This is a genomic window from Martinezella rhizogenes (assembly GCF_007002745.1).
Lineage (GTDB): Bacteria > Pseudomonadota > Alphaproteobacteria > Rhizobiales > Rhizobiaceae > Agrobacterium > Agrobacterium cucumeris.
The window spans coordinates 333,976-356,502 of the sequence record NZ_SGNY01000005.1; the positions used below are offsets into that span (position 1 = coordinate 333,976).

20 protein-coding genes are annotated in these 22,527 nt (G+C 59.8%); 5 read left to right on the forward strand and 15 right to left on the reverse strand.

Annotation, left to right across the window (positions count from 1 at the left end; all coding sequences use genetic code 11):
- Positions 1 to 8: 8 nt before the first annotated feature.
- The 11 genes from ehuA to EXN68_RS17280 all read right to left on the reverse strand — a co-directional run bounded on the left by ehuA (position 9) and on the right by EXN68_RS17280 (position 11,935).
- Positions 9 to 788 carry an ectoine/hydroxyectoine ABC transporter ATP-binding protein EhuA gene (gene ehuA / locus EXN68_RS17230; protein ID WP_142842026.1) on the reverse strand — a complete coding sequence of 260 codons (780 nt, stop codon included), beginning with the start codon at positions 786 to 788 and terminating at the stop codon, positions 9 to 11.
- On the reverse strand, positions 785 to 1,477 hold the full coding sequence (gene ehuD / locus EXN68_RS17235) for an ectoine/hydroxyectoine ABC transporter permease subunit EhuD (protein WP_142842027.1): 693 nt from the start codon (positions 1,475 to 1,477) through the stop codon (positions 785 to 787). The genes ehuA and ehuD overlap by 4 nt, the downstream gene beginning before the upstream one ends.
- Positions 1,478 to 1,489: 12 nt before the next feature.
- A complete protein-coding gene (gene ehuC, locus EXN68_RS17240; protein ID WP_142842028.1) occupies positions 1,490 to 2,155 on the reverse strand; it encodes an ectoine/hydroxyectoine ABC transporter permease subunit EhuC in 666 nt (221 codons plus the stop codon).
- Between the two features lie 60 nt (positions 2,156 to 2,215).
- Positions 2,216 to 3,067 carry an ectoine/hydroxyectoine ABC transporter substrate-binding protein EhuB gene (gene ehuB / locus EXN68_RS17245; RefSeq protein WP_142842029.1) on the reverse strand — a complete coding sequence of 284 codons (852 nt, stop codon included), beginning with the start codon at positions 3,065 to 3,067 and terminating at the stop codon, positions 2,216 to 2,218.
- 61 nt (positions 3,068 to 3,128) lie between these two features.
- Positions 3,129 to 4,142: a N(2)-acetyl-L-2,4-diaminobutanoate deacetylase DoeB gene (doeB, locus tag EXN68_RS17250; RefSeq protein WP_142842088.1), complete on the reverse strand. Its 1,014-nt coding sequence runs from the start codon at positions 4,140 to 4,142 to the stop codon at positions 3,129 to 3,131.
- A 4-nt stretch (positions 4,143 to 4,146) separates the two neighbouring features.
- Positions 4,147 to 5,325: an ectoine hydrolase DoeA gene (doeA, locus tag EXN68_RS17255; RefSeq protein WP_142842030.1), complete on the reverse strand. Its 1,179-nt coding sequence runs from the start codon at positions 5,323 to 5,325 to the stop codon at positions 4,147 to 4,149.
- Positions 5,322 to 6,335 carry an ectoine utilization protein EutC gene (gene eutC, locus EXN68_RS17260; RefSeq protein WP_142842031.1) on the reverse strand — a complete coding sequence of 338 codons (1,014 nt, stop codon included), beginning with the start codon at positions 6,333 to 6,335 and terminating at the stop codon, positions 5,322 to 5,324. The genes doeA and eutC overlap by 4 nt, the downstream gene beginning before the upstream one ends.
- Positions 6,332 to 7,351, reverse strand: coding sequence for a hydroxyectoine utilization dehydratase EutB (gene eutB, locus EXN68_RS17265; protein WP_142842032.1), 1,020 nt, complete (start codon positions 7,349 to 7,351; stop codon positions 6,332 to 6,334). The genes eutC and eutB overlap by 4 nt, the downstream gene beginning before the upstream one ends.
- A 70-nt stretch (positions 7,352 to 7,421) precedes the next feature.
- The gene (ehuR, locus tag EXN68_RS17270; RefSeq protein ID WP_142842033.1) at positions 7,422 to 8,870 is read right to left on the reverse strand and encodes a MocR-like ectoine utilization transcription factor EhuR; all 1,449 of its coding nucleotides are present in this window, start codon (positions 8,868 to 8,870) and stop codon (positions 7,422 to 7,424) included.
- Positions 8,871 to 9,038: 168 nt separating this feature from the next.
- Positions 9,039 to 10,442: an aspartate aminotransferase family protein gene (locus EXN68_RS17275; protein ID WP_142842034.1), complete on the reverse strand. Its 1,404-nt coding sequence runs from the start codon at positions 10,440 to 10,442 to the stop codon at positions 9,039 to 9,041.
- Positions 10,443 to 10,456: 14 nt separating this feature from the next.
- A complete protein-coding gene (locus tag EXN68_RS17280; protein WP_142842035.1) occupies positions 10,457 to 11,935 on the reverse strand; it encodes an NAD-dependent succinate-semialdehyde dehydrogenase in 1,479 nt (492 codons plus the stop codon).
- Positions 11,936 to 12,056: 121 nt separating this feature from the next.
- Between EXN68_RS17280 and EXN68_RS17285 the strand changes: the two genes are divergently transcribed.
- Positions 12,057 to 12,524, forward strand: coding sequence for an Lrp/AsnC family transcriptional regulator (locus EXN68_RS17285; protein ID WP_142842036.1), 468 nt, complete (start codon positions 12,057 to 12,059; stop codon positions 12,522 to 12,524).
- Positions 12,525 to 12,681: 157 nt separating this feature from the next.
- Here the strand turns inward: EXN68_RS17285 and EXN68_RS17290 are convergent, their stop codons facing one another.
- Both EXN68_RS17290 and EXN68_RS17295 read right to left on the reverse strand, forming a co-directional pair.
- Complete coding sequence (locus tag EXN68_RS17290; protein WP_142842037.1) at positions 12,682 to 13,890, reverse strand: MFS transporter; 1,209 nt, start codon at positions 13,888 to 13,890, stop codon at positions 12,682 to 12,684.
- Between the two features lie 137 nt (positions 13,891 to 14,027).
- A complete protein-coding gene (locus tag EXN68_RS17295) occupies positions 14,028 to 14,441 on the reverse strand; it encodes a tautomerase family protein (protein ID WP_142842038.1) in 414 nt (137 codons plus the stop codon).
- Positions 14,442 to 14,530: 89 nt separating this feature from the next.
- Here EXN68_RS17295 and EXN68_RS17300 point away from each other — a divergent pair, with 89 nt between their 5' ends.
- From EXN68_RS17300 to EXN68_RS17315, 3 genes are all read left to right on the forward strand, one after another.
- A complete protein-coding gene (locus EXN68_RS17300) occupies positions 14,531 to 15,373 on the forward strand; it encodes a LysR family transcriptional regulator (RefSeq protein WP_142842039.1) in 843 nt (280 codons plus the stop codon).
- Positions 15,374 to 15,565: 192 nt separating this feature from the next.
- Positions 15,566 to 15,769 carry a CsbD family protein gene (locus tag EXN68_RS17305; protein WP_142842040.1) on the forward strand — a complete coding sequence of 68 codons (204 nt, stop codon included), beginning with the start codon at positions 15,566 to 15,568 and terminating at the stop codon, positions 15,767 to 15,769.
- A gap of 239 nt (positions 15,770 to 16,008) precedes the next feature.
- On the forward strand, positions 16,009 to 17,091 hold the full coding sequence (locus EXN68_RS17315) for a hypothetical protein (protein WP_142842042.1): 1,083 nt from the start codon (positions 16,009 to 16,011) through the stop codon (positions 17,089 to 17,091).
- 56 nt (positions 17,092 to 17,147) lie between these two features.
- Here the strand turns inward: EXN68_RS17315 and EXN68_RS17320 are convergent, their stop codons facing one another.
- Together EXN68_RS17320 and EXN68_RS17325 are read right to left on the reverse strand one after the other, a co-directional pair.
- Positions 17,148 to 18,917: a diguanylate cyclase gene (locus EXN68_RS17320; protein WP_142842043.1), complete on the reverse strand. Its 1,770-nt coding sequence runs from the start codon at positions 18,915 to 18,917 to the stop codon at positions 17,148 to 17,150.
- A gap of 286 nt (positions 18,918 to 19,203) precedes the next feature.
- A complete protein-coding gene (locus tag EXN68_RS17325; protein WP_237681424.1) occupies positions 19,204 to 20,055 on the reverse strand; it encodes a ferritin-like domain-containing protein in 852 nt (283 codons plus the stop codon).
- Between the two features lie 177 nt (positions 20,056 to 20,232).
- Here EXN68_RS17325 and EXN68_RS17330 point away from each other — a divergent pair, with 177 nt between their 5' ends.
- Positions 20,233 to 22,506, forward strand: a complete 2,274-nt coding sequence (locus EXN68_RS17330) for a NosR/NirI family protein (RefSeq protein ID WP_142842044.1) — start codon at positions 20,233 to 20,235, stop codon at positions 22,504 to 22,506.
- Positions 22,507 to 22,527 lie beyond the last annotated feature (21 nt).

The window sequence follows — 22,527 nt, forward strand, 5'->3', positions numbered from 1 at the left end:
ATGCTGCTTTATCGCAAAACCGATGACAGAAATTCGCGGGTCCGCTCTTCTTTCGGCCCGCCGAAAATTTCCTCCGGTGCTCCCTGCTCGCAGATGCGGCCCTTGTCGAAAAAGCAGACCCGGTCTGACACTTCGCGGGCAAAGCGCATCTCATGGGTAACAAGCAGCATCGTCAGATCGTGTTCATGAGCCAGATCACGAATGACGGAAAGCACTTCGCCCACCAGCTGCGGGTCAAGCGCCGAGGTCGGCTCATCAAAAAGCAGGACACGCGGACGCATGGCAAGCGAGCGGGCAATGGCGACGCGCTGCTGCTGACCGCCGGAAAGCTGCACCGGATAATGATCCTTCTTGTCGGCCAGCCCGACCATCTTCAGCAATTCGATTGCCCGCGTTTCCGCTTCTGCGCGGGCGATGCCCAGCACCCGCACCGGCGCTTCCACGATGTTGCGAAGCACCGTCATATGCGGAAAGAGGTTGAAGCTCTGGAAGACCATGCCGACGTGATTGCGGATCTGGCGAAGGTGCTTCTCCGAAGCCTGAAAGGGGCCTTTGCCGCCCTGTTCATGATAGGAGATGTCGGCAAGGGTGAGTTTGCCCTCCTGGAACGGTTCCAGTGTCATGAGAATGCGCAGAACCGTCGATTTGCCGGAGCCGGAAGGGCCGATAAGCGTTACTTTCTCGCCCTTTGTCACGCTGAAATTGAACTGGTCGAGAACCGTCAGAATGCCGAAACGCTTCGTGACGTCGGAAAATTCGATCAGCGGCTGATTGGTGGTGTTGGTCATCGCAAGGGTATTCCTGCTTTTGGAAGCGCCCTTTGCAGGCGGCTGAGGCCTGCCGAGCAGATTATTGTCAGAAGGAGGAAGATCAGGCCGACTAGCGTCAGCGGGACCAGATATTCGAAGGTGCGCTCGCCGATCATGTTGGCAAGCCCCATCATCTCCAGAACCGTGACGACGGAAAGCACCGGCGTTTCCTTGATCATGGCGACGAGGTAGTTGCCCATGGCCGGAACGATGCGCGGAATGGCCTGAGGAATGATGATATCCCGATAGGTCTGCATGCGTGTGAGATTAAGTGCGGTGGCCGCTTCCCACTGGCCGTGATGCACGGCCTCGATGCCGCCGCGATAGACCTCGGACGTGTAGGCCGCATATTGCAGGCCGAGCGCCAGCGCGCCGGTCAGGAAGGCGGGCAGCACGATGCCGAAATCCGGAAGCACGTAATAAAGGAAGAACAGCTGCACCAGAAGCGGCGTATCGCGAAGGAACTCGACAACCAGCGCAGTTGGCCAGGAGATCAGCTTGACCCGGCTGCGGCGCAGCAGCGCAAAAACGAGCCCCAGAACCAGCGCGATGGCGAAGCCGGCGGCTGCCGCCTTCAACGTTACCGTCAGGCCGATCAGGATGATCGGCAGGATCGAGGTTGTGTAGGTGAGCCAGGTGGTGGTGTCCCATTCGTAGCCATACATCATGAGAAGATATCCTTACGAATGGCGGGTGCGCGGAAAGACGTTGCCGCGCCTGACGAAATGTTCGATCACCCGGATGATGACCATCAGGATCAGGGACATCGCGAAATAGCAGAGCAGCGTGATCGAATAGATGCTGGTGCTATCCAGCGTCAGGTTGCGGATCGACTGCGCCGCGAATGTCAGGTCGGCAATCGAGATCAGCGACACGAGCGAAGAAAGCTTCAGTGTTTCTATCGCCAGATTGCCGAATGCCGGCATCATCTCGACGATTGCCTGCGGCAGCGAGATGCGAAACAGCGTCTGCATCCGCGTAAAATTCAGCGCACGGGCCGCTTCCAGCTGCTGCACGGAAACGGAGGACAACGCACCGCGCACGATCTCCGCGCCATAACCGCCGGCATGGGCGGCAAGCACCAGAATACCCGTGGTGATCGGATCAAAGCTCAGCCCCACCAACGGCAGCGCGTAATAGAACCAGAAGAGCTGAACCAGCAACGAGGTGCCGCGAAACACCTCCGTATAACAAAGCGCGACCCTGGACAGGATCGGTCCGCCCTCGACACGCAGAATCCCGAAAAAGAAGGCAAGCAGCGTGCCGACCACAAGCGCTGCGAGCGTGATCGTCATGGTGACGACGGCACCTTGCCACATCATCGGCAGGTAGGCGGTCATGTCCATCTGGAGTTTTCCCAAGTTCCTGACGAGCGGCGCCCGGCGAAGACCGGGCGCCGCTGAGCTTTATTTTCCGGCGCAGAGATCGGCGACCTTCTTTTCGGCCGCTGCCGCGATACTCTGTTCGGACAGACCGTATTTGGACAGGATTTTCTTGTAGTCATCCGTCTTGCGGAACTCGACCAGGGCGGCGTCAAAGGCGTCGCGCAACTCCTTGTCTTCGGGGCGGAAGGCGAAGCCGCCATAGTTGCGGACCGGGTTACCCTTTACCACCGGATCCTCAAATGGCGTGACCTGCTCGACATTGGCCTGGTTCTTGGCAAGTTCGGAGACGGTGAGCTCCGTGGCCGCATAGGCGTCTGCGCGGCTCTGGACGGTGGGGATCGCGTCGGCATTGGCCGGAATGAAGACGATCTGCTCGTCCTTGACGCCGACTGCCCGCAGGAAGTCGACATTGTTGGCGCCTGAGACGACGGCCACCTTCAAGGATGGATCCTTGGCGATATCGGCATAGGTCGTCAGCTTCTTCGGATTGCCCTTCTTCACCAGCAGGCCTTCGCCGTAGGAAGAATTCGGCTCTGTGAAGGAGACCTGCTTGCAGCGTTCGGGCGAGATGTTCTGTTCTGCCGCGGCGAAATCGAAACGGCGGGCCTTGAGGCCGGGGATCAGCGTGCCGAAGGGCGTCACCGTCCAGTTGACCTCCTCGATACCCATCGATTTCAGCACCGCATTTGCCACATCAGGACCGATCCCGGCAGATGTGCCGTCGGGCTGCATGTAGGAATAGGGAACTTCGTTTGCCGTGGCGGCACGAATATATCCCTGGCTTTTGACCTCCTCGAGGGTCAAGGCGCTGGCCGATGTCATGCCGATGGCAAGGGCAAGAGCGGAAAGCCCGGCGATTTTGGTGATGTGCATGGTATTACTCCTCTGGTTGGGTTGCGTGGTCCGTTTTCGGATCTCACGTGGGTTCGTTTGACTATGTGTTCTCCGTTACCGTGGCGATGACGGAGAGGCAGTCGCCGGCCTTGATCAGGCCGGGAACGTGGCGTGCCGCGAGCACGCCATGCATGGATGCGCGATAATCGACTGGCGCGAGGCCGGTTTTTCCAACCGGATAGACCCGGGCGATGATTTCACCTGCCGTGACCGCGTCTCCCAGATCGCGGACAAAGGCGACGAGCCCGTCATCTTCGGCAAAGGTGAAGCAATCGCTGGAGGGCATGTCCAGCCAGCGGCTTGGTTGAACATCCGGCGAACCGGCCAGTATGCCGGCGTGGCGCAGCAGGTTGAGGCTGCCTTTTCGGGCGATGTCGATCGATCTTGCGCTCGCCGTGCCGGCCCCGCCAAGTTCGGTCGTGACAAAGACCTTGCCGAGTTCCTCGACCGTCGTATCGAGCATGCCGACGGCGTCGATTTCCAGCATCTTCATCGAATAGGGCGCTGCAAAGGCAGCCACCGCCTCAAAACAACGGGTCTCCTGCGCCTTGTCGGACAGTTCGTGAGCGGCGGCATAGGGCAGGAAGTCAAGTGTCCTGCCGCCGGAATGGAAATCGAGAACGATATCCGCAAGCGGTATCAGATGGCGGGTCACGTAATCGGCGATCTTCTCCGTCACCGTTCCATCAGGGCGGCCGGGAAAACTGCGGTTCAGGTTTCCCCGGTCGATTGGCGACGTCCGTGTGCCGGCGCGAAAGGCCGGATAGTTAAGCGCCGGCACGATGATGATGCGCCCGCTCACCTCACTCGGATCAAGCGTATGGGCAAGCTCGAAAAGTGCCGCCGGGCCCTCATATTCGTCGCCGTGGTTGGCGCCGGTCAGAAGTGCTGTCGGCCCTTCGCCATTGGCGATGATGCAGATCGGTATCATCACCGAACCCCAGGCGCTGTCATCGCGGCTATAGGGGAGCCGCAAATGACCGTGCTGCACGCCTTTCGCGTCGAAATCGACGGAGGGCGTGATCGGCGAGGGGCGAGGAGCGGTGCTCAACATCATCTCAGCCCTTCACGAAGAGTTGCCGCGGCACATTCGACAGGCACTCGACGCCCGTTTCGGTGATCGCGATGCTTTCGGTGATTTCGAGCCCCATGTCCTCAAGCCACAGACCCGTCATGAAATGGAACGTCATGCCGGGTTTCAGCTCGGTGCGGTCACCGGGCCGCAGGCTCATGGTGCGCTCGCCCCAGTCAGGCGGATAGGACAGGCCGATCGGATAACCGGTACGGTTGTCCTTGATGATCCCGTATTTTTTCAGCACGGCGAAAAAGGCATTGGCGATGTCTTCGCAGGTGTTGCCCGGCTTCGCTGCCGAAAGTCCGGCTTCCATGCCTTCGAGCGTTGCTTTTTCCGCATCGAGAAACGCCTGTGTCGGCTTGCCGAGAAAAACGGTGCGCGACAGCGGGCAATGATAACGCCTGTAGGCGCCGGCGATCTCAAAGAATGTCCCTTCTCCAAGGCGCATGGGTTTGTCGTCCCATGTCAGATGCGGCGCCGATGCGTCGGCTCCGGACGGCAAAAGCGGAACAATGGCGGGATAGTCACCGCCGAATTCGGCGGTGCCGCGAATGCCGGCATCGTAAATCTCGGCAACAAGATCACATTTGCGCATGCCGGGCTCCACCACGTCGACGATGCGCTTGTGCATCAACTCGACGATCTTGCCTGCCTTGCGCATATAATCGAGTTCGGTCGGGCTCTTGACTGCGCGCTGCCAGTTCACGAGACCCGCCGCATCATTGAAGCGGGCGTTCGGCAGATGTTTCTGCAGCGACGCAAAGGCGGCGGCGGAAAAATAGTAGTTATCCATCTCGACGCCGACGGTGAGGCCGGACCAGCCCCGGTCTTCGATGATCTGCGACAGCAGATCCATCGGGTGCCGTTCGGTGGATTGAACGTAATGATCGGGATAGCCGATAATATTGTCATGGGCGAGGTAGGCCGTGCGCTTTGCGCCATTGGCGTCCTGTTTTCGGCCATACCAGATCGGCTCGCCATCCGGCGGCACCAGAACGCATTGATGCACATAAAAGGACCAGCCGTCATAACCGGTCAGCCAGTGCATGTTGGAGGGGTCGGTGACCACGAGAAGGTCGATGCCGGCCTTTTCCATGGCTTTGCGGGTTTTGGACAGGCGCGCAGCATATTCCTCGCGCGTAAAGTTCAGCGTTATGCTCACGCTGCGTCTCCCATTTTTATGCTGTTTTCGATGATCTGGCCGCTATTGGCTTCCCTTGCGCGGGTGAAGGCGAGATTGGCGATGGCGGTATCCTGCACGCCGGTGCCGGTCAGGTCGGCAAAGGTTATCTGGTCGCGGTTTACCCGGCCCTGCGCCTCGCCGGCGATGATCGCCCCAAGCTCGGCGAATTGCTGATCCGGCATGACACGCCCTGCGGCGATGGCATGGTGCAGCTCGCCGAGAATGCGGGTCTGGGTCAGACGGTCCGCGACATAGGTTGTCCGGGCAAAGACGCCCGGATCAATTTCATTCTTGTGTTCGGCGTCCGATCCCATCGCAGTCAGATGCTGGCCCGGTTCCAGCCAGTCGGCAAACAGGATCGGCTTTTCGGAAGGCGTTGTGGTGATGATGATGTCCGCGCCTCGTATTGCGTCACGCGGGTCGGGTAAGGCGGTGACCTCGATACCGTGTTTGCGGGAGAAATCGCCGGCGAGTTCCTGCGCTCTGTCATGGTTTCTTGCCCATATCCGGGCTGATCTTATCGGGCGCACCAGCATCAGGGCTTCCAGCTGCAACCGTGCCTGCATGCCTGCGCCGAAAATCGTGGCGGAGGAGGCATCCTTGCGTGACAGGTGGCGTGCCGCGACAGCGCCGGCTGCGGCGGTGCGAACATCGGTGAGATAACCATTGTCGAGAAGCAGCGCCTCCACCAGTCCCGTTTTCGCACTGAAGAGGATCATCAGGCCGTTGAGGCTCGGCAGGCCAAGCTTCGGATTATCGAAGAAGCCGGGGCTGACCTTGATGGCGAAACCTTCAAAGCCGGGCACGTAAGCCGTCTTTACATCCACTTCGCCGCGGAACTCCGGAATGTCGAGACGCAGGATCGGCGGCATGGCGACGGCTTCGGTGGCCAGTGCCGCAAAGGCCCGTTCGACGCAGTCGATGGCAGACAGGTCGAGCTTGATGATGGCGCGAAGGTCGTTTTCGGTCAGGATGGTGATGCGGCTCATGCGACAGCTCCGTCAACGATCGTCTTGTGAATGGCCGGGTCGATATTGCCGCCGGATACGATAAGGGCGGTGGGGCCGCTGATTTTGATCTTGCCCGACAGGATCGCAGCAAAACCAACGGCGCCGGCTCCTTCCACGATCAAACCTTCTTCGCGTGCCGCATGGCAGATCCCGGCAGCTATCTCGGCCTCGGAAACCAGCACGATCTCGTCAAGCAGCGCGCGGCAGAGTGCAAAAGTCACGCGGTTTCCCAGCCCGATGCCACCACCCAGCGAATCCGCCAGTGTTTCCTCCTCCCGCACGGAGACAGGCCTTCCGGCCGAGACCGATGCATACATGGCCGCGCCGCGCTCCATGGAAATGCCGATGATGCGGGCGTGCGGCCTCAAAGCCTTGATGGCCACGGCAATGCCGCCCGCCAGGCCGCCACCGGAGATGGGAATGAGGATGGTTTCCAGATCAGGCATGTCCTCGACAATTTCGATGCCGATCGTGCCCTGACCGGCCACGACATTCACATCATCAAAGGGCGGGATCGACGTCAGGCCGTGGCTGCCTGTCAGGCGTTCAACTTCCTCCTGCGCGTCGTCCTGCGATGTGCCGACGATGCGAATATCGGCACCGAGGGCACGGATTGCTTCGACCTTGTTCGCCGGCACGAGCGACGACATGCAGACCGTGGCGGGAATGCCGAGTTTGCGCGCGGCATAGGCGACAGCGCGGCCATGATTGCCCGTCGAGGCGGTGACGAGGCCCCGCCTGCGTGCCTCGTCGTCAAGTGACAGGATCGCATTCATCGCGCCGCGCAGCTTGAAGGCGCCGACGGGCTGAAGGGTTTCCAGTTTGAGGTGGACCGGCGCGCCGTGACCTTGCGACAGGACATCGGAGCGAACCAGCGGCGTCCGCTCCACGTGGCCGAGGATACGTGTGGCAGCCTGCTCGATATCCGTCAGCGAGACCGGCAGCAGGAATGTGTCAGCGGATATGGAAAGGTTTTCGCTCTTCATGATTGTCATGTTGAGAGCGAAGTAAAATCATGTCAATTATTATATTGTAATGATTCAATGATTTTCGGGCAAGGGCGTTTCAGCCGATGGAACCGATGTCATAAACCGGCGGCAGTTGTTCGAAGGCCTGGCGCACCGTCGTCAGTGCCTTGGCGAGGCTTTGATGGTTGAGGCGTCCACCGAGACATATGCGGATGCCGCCGCCATGGCCGGGGCCGGCAACAAAGGGCTCCGATGGCGTGACCGCAACGTTCTGGTTGGTCAGGGAGCGGACCAGGCCGTCTTCCGTCCAGTGCGGCGGAACCCTGAGCCAGGCGCAGAAGGAGAGAGGATGGCTTGAGGCGATATGGTCGCCGAGGATTTCCATCGCAATGGTCTGTCGGGCGCGGGCTTCGGCGCGCTGGATGTCCAGCAGCCGGCGCGCGGTGCCGTTTTCAACCCAGCGTGTGGCGATTTCGGCGGTCAGATATGTACCGCTCCAGCTCGAAACCCGCAGGATGGAGGCGGCGCGGATGGAATAGGCCGGTGGCACGACGAGATAACCGACGCGCAACCCTGTCAGGACCGTCTTGGTAAAGCTGGTGACGAAAAAGCCCAGATCCGGCAGCATCTCGGTGATGGACGGCAACCCGTCTTCGATCATCGGGCGATACACTTCATCCTCAATGACGAAGACGCCGTGTCGTTGCGCAATCGCGGCGATGTCGCGCCGGCGTTCCACGCCCGCGACGTGGCCGGTGGGATTGTTGAGGGTGGGGATGAGAACGAGCGCCCGCACCCCGCCCGCAGCGCAGGCGGCCTCCAGCGCATCGGGCAGAATGCCCTCGCCATCGGTGGGCAGTCCCTTGAGACTGAACCCCAGAATGTTCGAAAGGCCGATAATGCCGTGGTCGGTAAGGTTTTCGCACAGCACGACGTCGCTCGAACGGACGATGCAGCTGAGCGCGAGGAAAATGCCGTGCGCGGCGCCGTTGGTGACAAGGATACGCTCCGCACCGGCCGTGACGCCCATCATGCCGAGCCAGCTGCGTGCCGTCTCGCGATGACTGTCCAGTCCCGCGACCGGACGGCAGGGGCGCATGAAGCCTGAATTGTCACTATCCGCCAGTTCGCGCAGGATCGTGCGCGAGGCAGCTTCGTGCTCCTCGAGATAAACGCCGCGGATGATGGAAAGATCAAGCACCTCGGTCGGGCTGTGATCCAGCATCATGCGGCCCGCCCGGTCCGTTACCCGCGCCTTGACGAAGGTGCCGCGGCCGATTTCGCCGCTCAGATAACCCAGCCGTTCAGCCTCCTTGTAGGAGAGGCTGACGGTCTGGACGGAAAGGCCAAGATCACGGGCCAGATCGCGATGGGTCGGCATGCGGTCCATCGGCTTCAAGACGCTGGCATCGATATCGGCGATGATCCGTTCCGTCAGTGCCGAATGTTTGGTCTCGCCCTTCTGCTTGGTCAGGCTTGGCCGCCATGCCACCGGTTTTGTTGCGGGAACCGGATCGAGGCTGAGCGGATTGGCTTGACGACGCATGAAATTGTCTCGTTTTTAGCGAAGGTAATTTCATGACATTATGCACGGTTCTTCAAAAAGATGAAGCCTTATGCATCACCAGTGACGATTGCACGGCGAATATGCGCAATCGTCACGCTGTTGCCGCTCAAACAGGCATTGATGGCGGAAGCGGGATGGCGCGGATCCTCAGATTTTTTCGCCCGCCTGTACCAGTTCATCCATGACGCTGCGAACAGCAGCTTCGGCGATGGCGATGATCTCGTCCACCTCTGCTTTCGTCGTGACGAGTGGCGGCGCAAAACCCAGAATATCGCCATGCGGCATGGCACGGGCGATGAGACCGCCGTTGCGCGCCGCCTTGGAAACGCGCGCGCCGACCGCAAGACCGGGGGCAAAGCGGGTTTTCCTGTCACGATCGGCGACAAATTCGATTGCGCCCATCAGGCCTACACCGCGCACTTCACCGACGATTGGCAGCTGGGCAAACTTCGCCTTGAGCTGTTCCTGGAAGTAGCTGCCGACGGCCCGTGCATTGCCCGGCAGGTCTTCCTTTTCCACGATGTCGAGCACGGCATTTGCCGCTGCCGCACCGATTGGATGGCCCGAATAGGTATAGCCGTGGGAGAAGGCACCGACGCGATCAGCGCCTTCCTCCATCACCTTGTAAACCTTCTCGCCGACGATTGCGCCGGAGAGCGGGAAATAGGCGGAGGTCAGGCCCTTGGCGACGGTAATCAGATCCGGTTCGATGCCATAATGCTGCGAGCCGAACATGGAGCCGGTACGCCCGAAACCGGTGATCACTTCATCGGCGATCAGCAGGATGTCGTACTTCCTGAGGACAGTCTGTATCGCCGCCCAGTAACCTTCCGGCGGCGGTGTGATGCCGCCGGTACCGAGCACCGGTTCGGCAATGAAGGCGCCAATCGTATCGGGATTTTCCCGAAGGATAAGGGCCTCGAGCTCGTCGGCGCGCCGTTTTGAAAATTCGAGTTCGGTTTCACCTGCTTCCGCGCCCCAATAATGATGGGGAGCGCCGGTGTGCAGAATGCCCGCACGCGGCAGGTCCATATGGTCGTGATAGAAGCTCATGCCGGTCATGGAGCCGGAGACGACGCTGCAGCCGTGATATCCGCGCTCGCGCGAGATGATCTTCTTCTTTTCCGGCTTGCCGCGCAGGTTGCTGTAATACCAGACAAGCTTTGCCTGGGTCTCGTTGGCATCCGAACCGGACATGCCATAAAAGACCTTGCTCATCCTGCCTGGCGCCATTTTCACCAGCCGGTCAGAAAGGATTGCCAGTTCGTCGGTCGTGTGGGCGGCGTAGGAATGGTAATAGGCAAGGCGATAGGCCTGACGGGAAATAGCTTCGGCCACCTCGGTGCGGCCATATCCGACATTGACGCAATAAAGCCCGGCGAAACCATCGATCAGTTGTTTGCCATGCGCGTCCTGAATGCGAATGCCCTTGCCGGTTTCAACGATCGTCGGTTCGCCGAGCTTGCCGCTGGCGAAATCCTTCAGCTGCGTAAAGGGGTGCAGAACTGCGTTGCGATCCATTTCGGCGATACGTTTGATGTCGATGGTCATGACAGAAATTCCTTTCAGGCAGCAAGATTGCCGAAGCAGACATATTTGGGTTCGAGATATTCCAGGAGACCGTGGCGCGACCCCTCGCGGCCCAGCCCGGATTGTTTCCAGCCGCCGAATGGAATAGGCGCGCCGGTGAATTTCGGCGTGTTGACGGCCACCATGCCGTATTCCAGCTGGTTGGTGAGACGCATCGCGCGGCCGAGGTCGTTGGTGTAGAGATAGGCTGCGAGCCCCATTTCCGTCGCGTTGGCGCGGCGGATCACCTCCTGCTCATCGTCGAACGGCAATATGGCGGCGACCGGCCCGAAGGTTTCCTCGCGGGCGATCAGCATGTCGTCGGTAACGTCGGCAAGAACCGTTGGCGTAACAAAATTGCCGCCCAGAGGACTATCCTGCCCGCCGCAGACCAGACGTGCGCCGGCTGACAGAGCCTGGGCGGTCTGCTGACGGCATTTCTCGGCGACAGAAGCGCGTGTCATCGGGCCGATATCAATATCGGGTTCAAGCCCGTGGCCGACCACAAGTTCGGACGTCGCTTTGGCAAACTGGTCGATGAACCGTTCGTAAACTGCGCGTTGAACGTAGATGCGGTTTGCCGCAAGGCAGTCCTGTCCCGATGTGGCGAATTTGGCGCCGAGGCAGCCTTTGACCGCCTGGGACAGGTTGGTATCCTCGAACACGATGAAAGGCGCATGGCCACCAAGCTCAAGCGATGCTTTTTTGACCGTTGCCGCCGATTGTTCGAGGAGGATTCGTCCGACCTGCGTCGAACCGGTGAAGGAAAATGCGCGAACATCCGTGTGGTCCAGAAGGCGGCGCGCCAGCGGGGCGGCTTCGCCGGGCAGCACCTGTAAAACGCCTGATGGCATTCCCGCCTCTTCCGCAAGCTTTGCCAGAGCCAGAGCCGAGAGCGGCGTTTCCGGTGCCGGTTTGACGATCATGGTGCACCCGGCGGCAAGGGCGGCACCGGCCTTGCGGGTTATCATGGCGGAAGGGAAGTTCCATGGGGTGATTGCCACGGTAACGCCGATTGGCTGCATCTGCACGGACAGGCTACCGCCCTTCAAATGGCTCGGGATGGTTTCACCATAGGATCGTTCGCCTTCGCTCGCGAACCAGTCGAGAAAATTGGCGGCATAGGAAATTTCGCCAAGGGATTCAGAAAGCGGTTTACCCTGTTCGGCGGTTATGATGGTGGCGAGATCATCCGCGTTTTCACGCATCAACCTGCTCCACGCGCGCAGGATATCGCCCCGTTCGACGGGCAGCCGTTCGCGCCAGTCGAGAAAGGCCTTGCCGGCGGCATCGATTGCGACATCGACATCGTCGAGCGAGCAGGATGTCACGCTGGCGAGGTGGTCGCCGGTGGCCGGATCGATAACGCTCAGTTTCTCGTCACGCGCCACCCATGCCCCATCAAGAAAGGCACGATGCTCGACCAGATCGGGCCGATGCAGACTTTTTAGCGCCGCGCTGGCGATATCTTTCATGAGGAGGCTCCCTTTTTATTTGCAAGGAGCTTAACGGCGCGGCATCATCGAGCGGCGGCGTTTGTTCCTGTCGTTACGCAGGAATAGCGCTTAGTTTCTCATATTGACGCAGGAATTCTGCATGACCACCATAGATCGAGCCGACAGGGCGCTGCTTGACGCCGTGCAGAAGAACAACCGCCTGACATCGGAAGAACTGGCGCAGATCGTCAACCTGTCGCCCACGGCATGTCAAAGGCGGCTGAAGCGCCTGCGCGAGGAGGGGGTGATTGAAGCGGATGTGGCAATCATCTCACCCAAAGCCGTCGGGCGCGGCATCACCATGATCGTTCTGGTGTCGCTGGAGCGCGAGCGGGCGGACATCGTCGATCGCTTCAAGGCCGCCATTCGCGCCACGCGGGAAGTCATGATCGGCTATTATGTGACAGGCGACGCCGACTTCATCCTGGTCATCACGGCAAAGGACATGGAGGATTACGAGGCCTTCACCCGCCGGTTCTTTTATGAAAACCACGACATTAAAGGCTTCAAGACCATGGTTGTGATGGATCGGGTTAAAGCCGGTTTTGCCTTTCCAATCGAAGCGTGATTGGAGCGCCTCTGGTTTTCCGCTGAGCGTTTCGGGTGCCGTTTGAATGAACCCGCACCAGCGGTCTTAAACTCTTTTGAAGGAAAGCGTTAAAAACGCGCGTGCTGGCGTATGTAACGCCAGCACAATTTCTGGATCAGCTCCGGGCTCCGAATGATCAGTCGGGACGCTGCAGCAGAGCGAGACCGACCGTGGATGCGGCGAGGATGGCTGTGAGAGCCAATGGCGCAGTAGCCCCATAGGAATCAACGATGTAACCACCGAAAACCGCACCGATACTGATGGCCACCTGAAAAGAAACGACCATCAGGCTGCCGGCTGCCTCCAGGGCGTCGGGTGCGCCACGGGAAAGGTTGGTCGGCAGCACCACGGGCGCCATGCCGAAGGCAAGGCCCCAAAGGGCGACGAGTGCAAATGCGGCACTGGTATGAGCACCCCAGACAACGAGGGCGATCGTCGCAAATGCCATCAGGGCGGCGGTGACGATGAGTGCAAGGCGGATACTGGTGTCAGCCATTCGGCCGCCCAGCACATTGCCGATCACCGACGCGACGCCAAAGCCGAGCAGGGCAAGAGCAATCGGCGTGGTTTCAAGCAACGTCACCTGTTCGAGGAACGGACGCACATAGACCGAGCCGGCAAAATGCCCCGTCATCAGCAGCAGGATCGCAAGCATCCCCAATTGAACGCTGCGCCGCCGCGTCAGCCGCAGAACATCGGAAAGACTGTTGCTCGTACTTGCCGGCAGCGACGGCAGGCTGAGGATCTGCAGCAGCATGGCAATGATGGCAAGTCCCGCCGTCATCGACATGGCGATGCGCCATCCCAGCCAGTCGCTGATCAAGGCGCCCATCGAGGGTGCTGCGATGGTGGCAAGTGAAACGCCGAGGGTGACGATGGCCATGCCGCGCCCGGTGGAATTTGCGCCGACGAGCCGCGCCACGACGGCAACGGAAAGAGCCCAGAAGCCGCTGAGCGCGATACCCAGTCCGGCCCGGCCCACCAGCAATAGCCAGAAATCGGCAGCAACTGATGCGAGAATGTTGGAGCCGATCGCCAGCGCGCTAAGACCGACAAGCACGGTCTTGCGGTTCAGTTTGCCGATGAGAACATTGCTCAGCAAAGCCGTCACGGCGCCCACGGAAGCTGTCGCCGTGACGACCTGCCCGGCGGTTCCCTCGGTGATGCCTAGATCGCGCGCCATGGGCGTCAACAATCCCGCTGGCAGGAATTCGGCCGATACCAGCGCAAAGCTGGTGGCCGCCATCGAAAGAACCGCAAACCAGGTCGCAGCCGTCCATGCGGGTTCCTCGGCGGCCTCCAGGCCAATTGTTGCCCCATCAAATTCTGATGTCGTGTCCGTCATGGTGTCTCTCCTTGAGTTGGGAGAGTTTTAGACGAATTTTTCCGGATGATATGTATCTAAAAATCCGAATTTCATGCCTATTCCTCCGAAATTTGTGCGTTGCACAACATTCGGCACGTTGATCCAAAGTGATCCTTTCATCCTCTCACATTCGTGCGGCTGCGCGACCATCGCTGATTCTGGGTTTGCCCGCCATAACCATAGGCGTCGCCATCAACGGCGTGAACCAGAACATAGCTGGCCTCATGCACCGGGCCAATCAGCGCATTCATTTCGTCATAGACGCGCCGGACCCATTCGGTCGTTTCATCCTTGATATTGGTGTGGTCGGTAATCGAAACCTCGACATAAAAGGTGCCGATCTTCTGGTCTGCGACACTCGATCCGGCAATGATCCAGTCGGCGGGATCAGCACTTTCGACGAGGACTGCGGTGACGCCCGGATCCTTGTGCAGGATTTCCGCCGTGAGGCGAGACAGCAAGGCCGCGACCTCCTGTTTTGGGTCGTTTCCGTTCTGCGGTCTGGTGTATCGGGCTTTGATCATGGGCATTGGTCTATCTCCTTGTTGCGGGATGACCTTGCGCAAATTTCATCATAATGAGAAGATGATGATAAATATTCCATACATAGTGATTTCATATGATTGATCTCGAAAGCGTTCGCCTGTTCATTCTCTGCGTCGAACTCGGCAGCCTGACAAAGGCGGCCGAGGCGGCGGGAACCGTGCAACCTGTCGTCAGCCAGAAACTGAAGTTGCTGGAACAGCGCATCGGCAGAAGGCTGATCGACCGCTCGCCCCGCCACCTGCGGCTCACGGAGGACGGTCAGGTCTTCCTGCCGAAGGCGCGCGAGCTACTTGCCAAACACGAGGAAGCGCTTGTTTTCAGCGATGAAACCCCGCTGCATTTCAGCCTTGCCGCCAGTGACCACGCGATTGGCAGCCGTCTTTCGACAGCCATACGGGCGATGCGCGCGGCGCTGCCCGCCAATGCGGTGATTGAGGTGGAAATCGGCTTTTCGCGGCGCGCGAAGGATCGTTTTGCGTCCGGGCAGGCCGACGCCGCCATTATCCGGCGCAATGGCGGTGGCCCCGAGGGAGAAATCCTTCGCACCGACAGGATGGGATGGCGGGCCGCACCGGACTGGCGGCGGCGCGCAAACGGCGCCGTCCCGCTGGTTTCACTGGGGTCTGAATGCGCAGTCCGGGAGATCGCGGTATCGGAGCTTGGAAGGGCAGGCGTAGAATGGCGTGACGCCTTCACGGCCGGAAGCTGTTCGGTGTTGCATGAAGCACTTCTTGCAGGGGCGGGCGTCGCGCCGCTTGGCGACATCAGCGCCCGTGGGCTGCCCGACAGGGGTGCCGAGCTGGGACTACCTACGCTGCCGCCCTCCGACATCGTCCTGCTTTCACGAGCGCGAACACCAGCCCACGCGTCGGCAATCAGGGCGCTGGCCGCCGCCGTATCGGGCGCTGGCGACTAGGCAAGGCAGCCGGGGTCTCTTCCCTGTTCGGCTGTGGTCAATCTCTGGTGCGTCGTCCCGCTATTCACACATCTGCTCAGACTGCCTGCCCACATATTCCGCGATTGAAATGTCGCGCTGGTGATCTATTTCGGAACCTCTGCGATGTGCGGTCATTTACATGGTGTAACCACAAAGCAAAGGGAGGCCTAAATGGATTGGAATCGTGTCGAAGGTAACTGGAAGCAGATGAAGGGTAAGGTCAAGGAGCAGTGGGGCAAACTCACCGACGACGACCTTGACGTCATCAACGGCAAGCGCGAGCAGCTCGAAGGCAAGCTCCAGGAACGTTACGGTTACGAGAAGGATCGTACAAAGAAGGACGTTGACGACTGGTATGGTCGTCAGAACTGGTAACCAACAGACCCCGCTTCGGCGGGGTTTTCTTTATCCGAACCTGCCGTCGTGAAACTTTTTCAGGTGCTGCGAGTTTGGTCTGTAGAGCAATCAGCTCGCACCTGTCACCAGCACATAATCAACCGCTACGCGGAGGATTTATCGTCCTTTCGGAGGGGATACCCTATGAACTCTATCATCTATCTCGTCGGGCTCGTCGTAATCGTCTTGTTCATTCTTTCACTGCTGGGGTTACGCTAATGGTCGATTCAATCGGTACTGAAACCAATCGCAGCTATGTCGACTGGCCTGCCATTTTCGCCGGCGCGGTCATTGCGTCTGGGGCCATGGCGGTACTAACCACCTTTGCCGGCGGATTGGGTCTGAGTTCAATCTCGGTGGATGATGGCGGCGAGGTCAGCTCGATCTGGCTGATCATAACCGGCCTGTTCGTTATTATTTCCATGGTCGGTTCTTACATGCTGGGCGGCTACATCACCGGCCGTATGCGTCGTCCAGCCGGTCAGGCTGATCGAAACGAACAGACGGTTCGAGACGGTCTCAATGGCCTGGTGGTCTGGGGGATCGGCACGGTCGTCTCCGCTTTCCTTGCGCTCGGCGTGCTGTCCGGCGGAGCGAAAGCCGTGGGAAGTGTGGCGCAAACCGCAGTTGAAGCCACCGGATCGGCGGTTGGCGGAGTGGTGCAAGGCGCCGGTCAGGTCGCAGGCGGCTTGATTTCGGGAGCCGGCAGTGCCGCGGGCGGTATCGCGCAAGGTGCCGGTCAGGCTGCAGCGCCCAGCATCGAGCAGATGCTTCCGCAGGGCATGAGGGCAAATCCCATCGACTACTTCACCGATACATTGTTGCGAACGGATGCGCAGGCCACCCAGCCGCAGGGTGAGCAAACCGCTGGCGATTATCAGCGGCAGATCAGCGGCATTCTCGGTAATCTGCTCACGACCGGTGAGATTTCTGATGCAGACAGAACCTGGCTCACAAATCAGATCGCGGCTCGCACCGGCATCAGCCAGACCGATGCGCAGGCAAGGGTAAACGAGACGGTTGAACGCGTTCAGGCCGTGCGAACCGAAGCGCAGAAAAAGGTCGATGAAGCTCAAAAGCAGATCGATGACATGAAGGCCCAGGCTCAGAAGGCACTGGACGACGCCAAGACAAAGGCAGCTGATGCGGCTGAGAAGGCACGCGTTGCAGGCATCCTCACGGCATTCCTGCTGGCGGCTTCAGCCATTGTGGCATCTGCCGCGGCCTATATCGGTGCCGTTCATGGCGGTCGACATCGGGATGAAGGGCGGATTTGGGGCGGTCTCGCCTATCGGAAATGACCGGCTTTGAATAGCAGACAGGAGCCTCCAGCCTAACGGGTTGGAGGCTCTTTAGTTTATAGTTCGTCCGATGAAACCCACCGGTTTCGGCCTGTCTGCTTGGCGTTCAGAAGCGCGGCGTCCGCGCGTTCCAACACGCTGCTGACGGTCCCCGCATCCGGTGATGTCGCGATACCGATCGATATGGTGATTGGGTCAAGCAGGCGACCTCGGTAGGTGAAAGGCGCGCGCTCGACGGCGTGCCGCAGTTTCTCCGCCACCTTGATCGCATCTTCAACACCGGCAGCCGGCATGAGCACGGTGAATTCCTCGCCGCCAAAACGGAATAATTCACCCAGACCACCGATCGCTTCTGACAGGACCTGGGCAACATATTGCATCACTGCATCTCCGGCGTCATGGCCAAAGCGGTCATTGAAGCGCTTGAAATGGTCTATGTCGAGCATCAGGCACGCGAGATTTTGGCTTGGCTTCTCAATATGCCTGTTCAGTTCCTCATCAAGAGACCGGCGGTTCAGGAGACCCGTCAGGGCGTCCTGTCTCGCCATGCCGACCAGTCGCTGCCGAAGCTGGAGATTTGCGACGGCAAGGCCGACATTCTCGGCGAGGAGTTCCAGATATAGTCTCTCGGTCTCCAGTGTCTCGTTACCCTGCGGAATTTCAAGATATAACAGGCCAACGGTGTCACCCAGTGCCGTGAGTGGTATACACAAGCCTGTTCCGACGCTGCCCTTGATGTGATGGCAGGCTACGTCGTCTCCATCAGGGTTACTGGCATGGGGACGCCCGCGCCGGAGCGCCCAGCAATCGTCGATCGAAAACTCCGGAGCGGAAAACGACGGATTGGACCACTGCCCCGTCGATTGGAGAACCGAGCTGTGTTCTTTGATGACAAGCAGGCGCCCGGCGATGGCGGGGAAAATCTGCGGCATGAATTTCGAAACGACGTCGGACAATTCATCCTGATTTTGACATGCCTGAATCCGGTGCATCATTTGCAGGATCAGGTCCTTTATGCGCTGGTTCTTGCGGTGCTCCGCGTCAAGCCGGTCCCGCTCAAGGCCGTTGCTGCGGAAGATGCGTATGGCCTGGTTCATGTCGCCGATTTCGTCACGACGCCCCTCGTCGGGCACATCGATACTGTAGTCCTGCCTGGCAAGGCGCGTAACGATATTGCTCATCCGGATAAGCGGCGCGGCAACACGTCTGGTCAGGACGAAATAAAGCACGGCCACAAACATCAGGGCGGTGAGCGCAAGCATCGCCTTGGCGATCGATCCATAGAAATCGCTCCGGCTTTTTGCCTGGTCAACCGTTGCCTGTGAGCGGGCCGCGATACCCTCTCTCAAACCAGCGACGGTGTTTATAAGCCCCGCATGCAGCCGATAATGCTCATCGCCGAACAGGATCTGCTGTGCATCGTTCTGGCGGCCGGATCGATAGAGGCTGATGGCCTCACGCTCCATCCTGTCCAGCGCGTCAGCGCTCTTGCGGATCTCCTGAAATGAGCCTGCCTCTTCCGGCGAAACACCGAGCGCGGAGAGCTTATCCAGGGCGTTTTCGAGGTGCTTTTCCTGATCGTCGTCGACGTAGAATTTCGCCAGGTGCTGCTCGTCGCCGCGCATGACGTAAAGACGCGCCTCCTCGGTACGCTCGTCCGCAATGAGCGCCAGTTCCTCGGCAAGATCATTCAACTGGAGGTGATCCTGGATGGCCACCCGTTCTTGAGAAGCGCTTCTGGCTGACAGAATGAATGTGGTCGCCGATACCGTCGTGAGCACGAGGGTCACGGCATAGGCCAGGTTCGTGATGGTGCTAAGTCGCATGATGGCGCCGTGTGCTTGCCGCAAGCCATGATAACCGGGTGCGGCGAATCCAATATCAGAATCCGCTTATTTTAGTGCATCGCGTCAAAACGGGAAGTTAACCTGCTGGAGATTATCGCGTGAGCACCGATCGCCTGAAAATCCGCCAGGGATTTCACTTTCACATGGCGGTTTCGGCAGGGCTATCTCGCCCAGCGGCTTGTCGTGGTCAATCGCATCCGGTTGCACAATGCAGGTGAAGTTTCGAGTGCTTCTGCCGCCTGTTCGCGACGGGCGCTGAACGTCATCAAGCCGCGGAAGCGAGGCTGCGCAGGAAGGTGAGGCAACGGACGAGCTGCGACGCGGCGGTAGCGCAGAAATCCAGAGCCGGTTCGGATTTTTCGCAGTTCATCCCGTCGAGATAATAGTCGAGCAGGATGCCGCAAAGCGTAACCGGCTGACCAAGCACCAGATCCAGTTGCCCGGACAATCGTGGCTTGCGACGAAATGTGAGGCCGGGGATGGACCTGATCCGCGCCTGCGTTTCCTCGATAAATGCCCTTGAGGTCTGATCGTCCTGCCATTCTGCCACAGCTGTGAGGAGTTTTAAAAAATGCTCCTCCAGCCCGAGAATATCCGGCGTGTCTCCCGGTGGTGCGGCGACCCTTGCGGCATGAAACGCCTGCCGCCTTTCCCGGCGCATCGTCGCGACATGGCCGAGTTCCTCGCGCGCCATTTTTTCCGCCGCCTGCCGCACGTCGGCGCTGGGCGCCTGGGCGGCAACGTAGCTCCAGAACACAAATGCCCGTTCCTCGTTCCTGACGGCGGCCGAAAAAGCGCGGTAGGCGTCGAGCGTTTCTGGCGGCACCATATCGGCGCCTTCGGCATCGAACATGGGTGAAAGGTCCGGGGCGGCGATGGTGGCCGCGGTGTCGGTCGGCACCGTCTCGGCAGCCCATACGCCGACCTGACGCAGATGGGTTTCCTCCTCGGCAATCAGCCGTTCGAAAACGGCGGCAAGCGCCGGCTGGTTTTCATCCAGCATTCGTTGTCTGAGGGCGACATAGCCATCGATTGCTTCCTGTTCCATGCGGGCTGCGGTTTCCAGCACGGCGTGCATCGTCGTCAGAACGGGCGGTTCGGCATTCAGTCTAGACATGGGTTTCTCTTCAAAATCCTTGTCCCACACTGCCACATCAAACAACGCGGTATTTGTTCTGGATCAATGAGGCATCCGGCGGCGCGACTATTTTGCATTCAACCCACCGAGGCCCGACCGATGCGACATGGCCGAGCGTGGGAGTGAACGTCGTGTCGCACCCCGATGGAATGCCCAATGCCGAAAAATACTCATATCGGGAAACAAGGTCTGGCTGTTTTTCTTTCTTTTCTGATCGCGCTTTTCACCCTCGCAGGCCAGGCCTTCGCTGCCGGCAGTCTTGTCGATTATCTCACCAAGGTTCAGCCGGCGGAGCTGTTTGCCGCGGCCGACCGCTTCGGCGAGCCGGTGGGGGAGCCTGCCATCGTGCCCGTCTACAAGGGCAGTGATATCGCCGGTTACGCTTACCTCAACTCGGATTTCACCAATTCGACCGGCTATTCTGGAAAACCGATTCACATCGTGGTCGGCATTGACAGGGCCGGCGTCGTGCGTGGTCTGAAGCTTGTCGATCACAAGGAGCCGATCGTGCTGATCGGCATACCGGAAACCCGGGTGGTGGCTGCGCTGAATTCGGTGATCGGTCGCGATCTGGCCAAGGTCGCTACCGGTGCGGAACGCCCGCCACAGGTCGATATCGTCAGCGGCGCGACGGTGACCGTTCTTGTAATGGGCGACAGCGTCGTCCGCTCGGCGGTCAAACTCATTCGCAGCGGCAGGCTGGGAGATGGCACAAGTGCTGCAGTCGCGGCTGCGTCGCCGCAGCCGGTCAAAAAACTCGATGTTTCGAAACAGGAGGTTTCCGACTGGCAGACGCTGCTCGGCGATGGTTCCATTCGCGCCCTGCGCCTCAGTGTCGGTGAAGTCTCGGATGCCTTTGCAAAGGCCGGCCAGCCGGATGCGGCCCGGACACCCGAAGCGCCCAATCCGCAGGACCCGTTCATCGATCTCTACGTCGCTCCGGTCAGCGTTCCCGCCATCGGCCGCAGCCTGCTGGGTGAAGAAGGTTACGGAAGGCTGGTAAAACGCCTGAAGCCGGGTCAGTCCGCCATTCTCGTGGCGGGTGACGGCGCCTATTCGTTCAAGGGGTCGGGTTATGTACGAGGCGGTATTTTCGACCGTATCGAGCTGCTTCAGGACGGGCAGGGCATTCGCTTCCGCGATCGGGATCACACGCGGCTGACGCAGATCGCCGCCGAGGGCGCGCCGCATCTGCGTGAAATCGCCCTTTACGTGATCCCTGACAGCTTTGCCTTCGACGTGACGGAACCTTGGGAGTTACAGTTGCTGGTACAGCGCACCACGGGTGTGCGCGACAAGGCGACGATGCCATACGATCTCGGCTACACGCTGCCCGCCGGCTACGTCAGCATCGAGACGCCGGCAGCCCCACCCGTGGCCCCACCGGCAGCCGCAGCAACGACGCCGGCAGATGTGCCGTTCGATCTCGAAAACGCGCCGCTCTGGGTCAGCATCTGGGAAATGAACCGCGTCTCGGTCGCCATAACCTTTGCCGGGCTGCTGGTTCTCACCGCCATCTTTTTCTTTCAGGACTGGCTGGTCAAACGGCCCAGGCTGTTCGGCTGGATCAGGCGCGGCTATCTGCTTTTCGCGCTGGTCTGGCTCGGCTGGTATGCCAATGCGCAGCTTTCGGTGGTCAATGTCCTGACTTTCATCAATGCGCTGATCTCCGGTTTCCACTGGGATTTCTTCCTGTCCGCGCCGTTGATCTTCATTCTCTGGGCAGCGGTTGCAGCGGGTCTGCTGTTCTGGGGGCGCGGGCCCTTCTGCGGCTGGCTCTGCCCCTTCGGTGCGCTTCAGGAACTGACCAACGGCGTCGCGAAATGGCTGAAGGTGCCGCAGGTCAAGCTGCCATGGGGCCTGCATGAGCGCCTCTGGCCCGTCAAATACATCATCTTCCTCGGCCTCTTCGGCCTGTCGCTTTATTCGCTGGCACTGGCGGAGACCTTTGCCGAGATCGAACCCTTCAAGACGGCGATCATCCTGAAATTCGCCCGCGAATGGCCCTTCGTGATCTTTGCGCTGACGCTGCTCGCCGCCGGTCTTTTCATCGAACGTTTCTACTGCCGGTATCTCTGCCCACTCGGCGCAGCACTCGCCATTCCCGGTCGCCTGCGCATGTTCGAATGGCTGAAACGCTGGCCGGAATGCGGCTCGCCCTGCCAGCGCTGCGCCAAGGAATGTCCCGTGCAGTCGATCCACCCCGAAGGGCAGATCAACGTCAACGAGTGCATCTACTGCATGCATTGCCAGGAGCTTTACCAGGACGACCACCGCTGTCCGCACATGATTCAGGTGCGGCTGAAGCGGGAAAAATTCGTGGCGCTCTCCACCCCTCCGGAAAAGGGAAAAGAGCGTCCGAAAACCGTGGTTACCCACAAGGGCAAACCGATCGGCACAGATGAAGGAGTGGCTGGCGAACAGGCCTGAGCCACCATCAAAGGAGAGAAG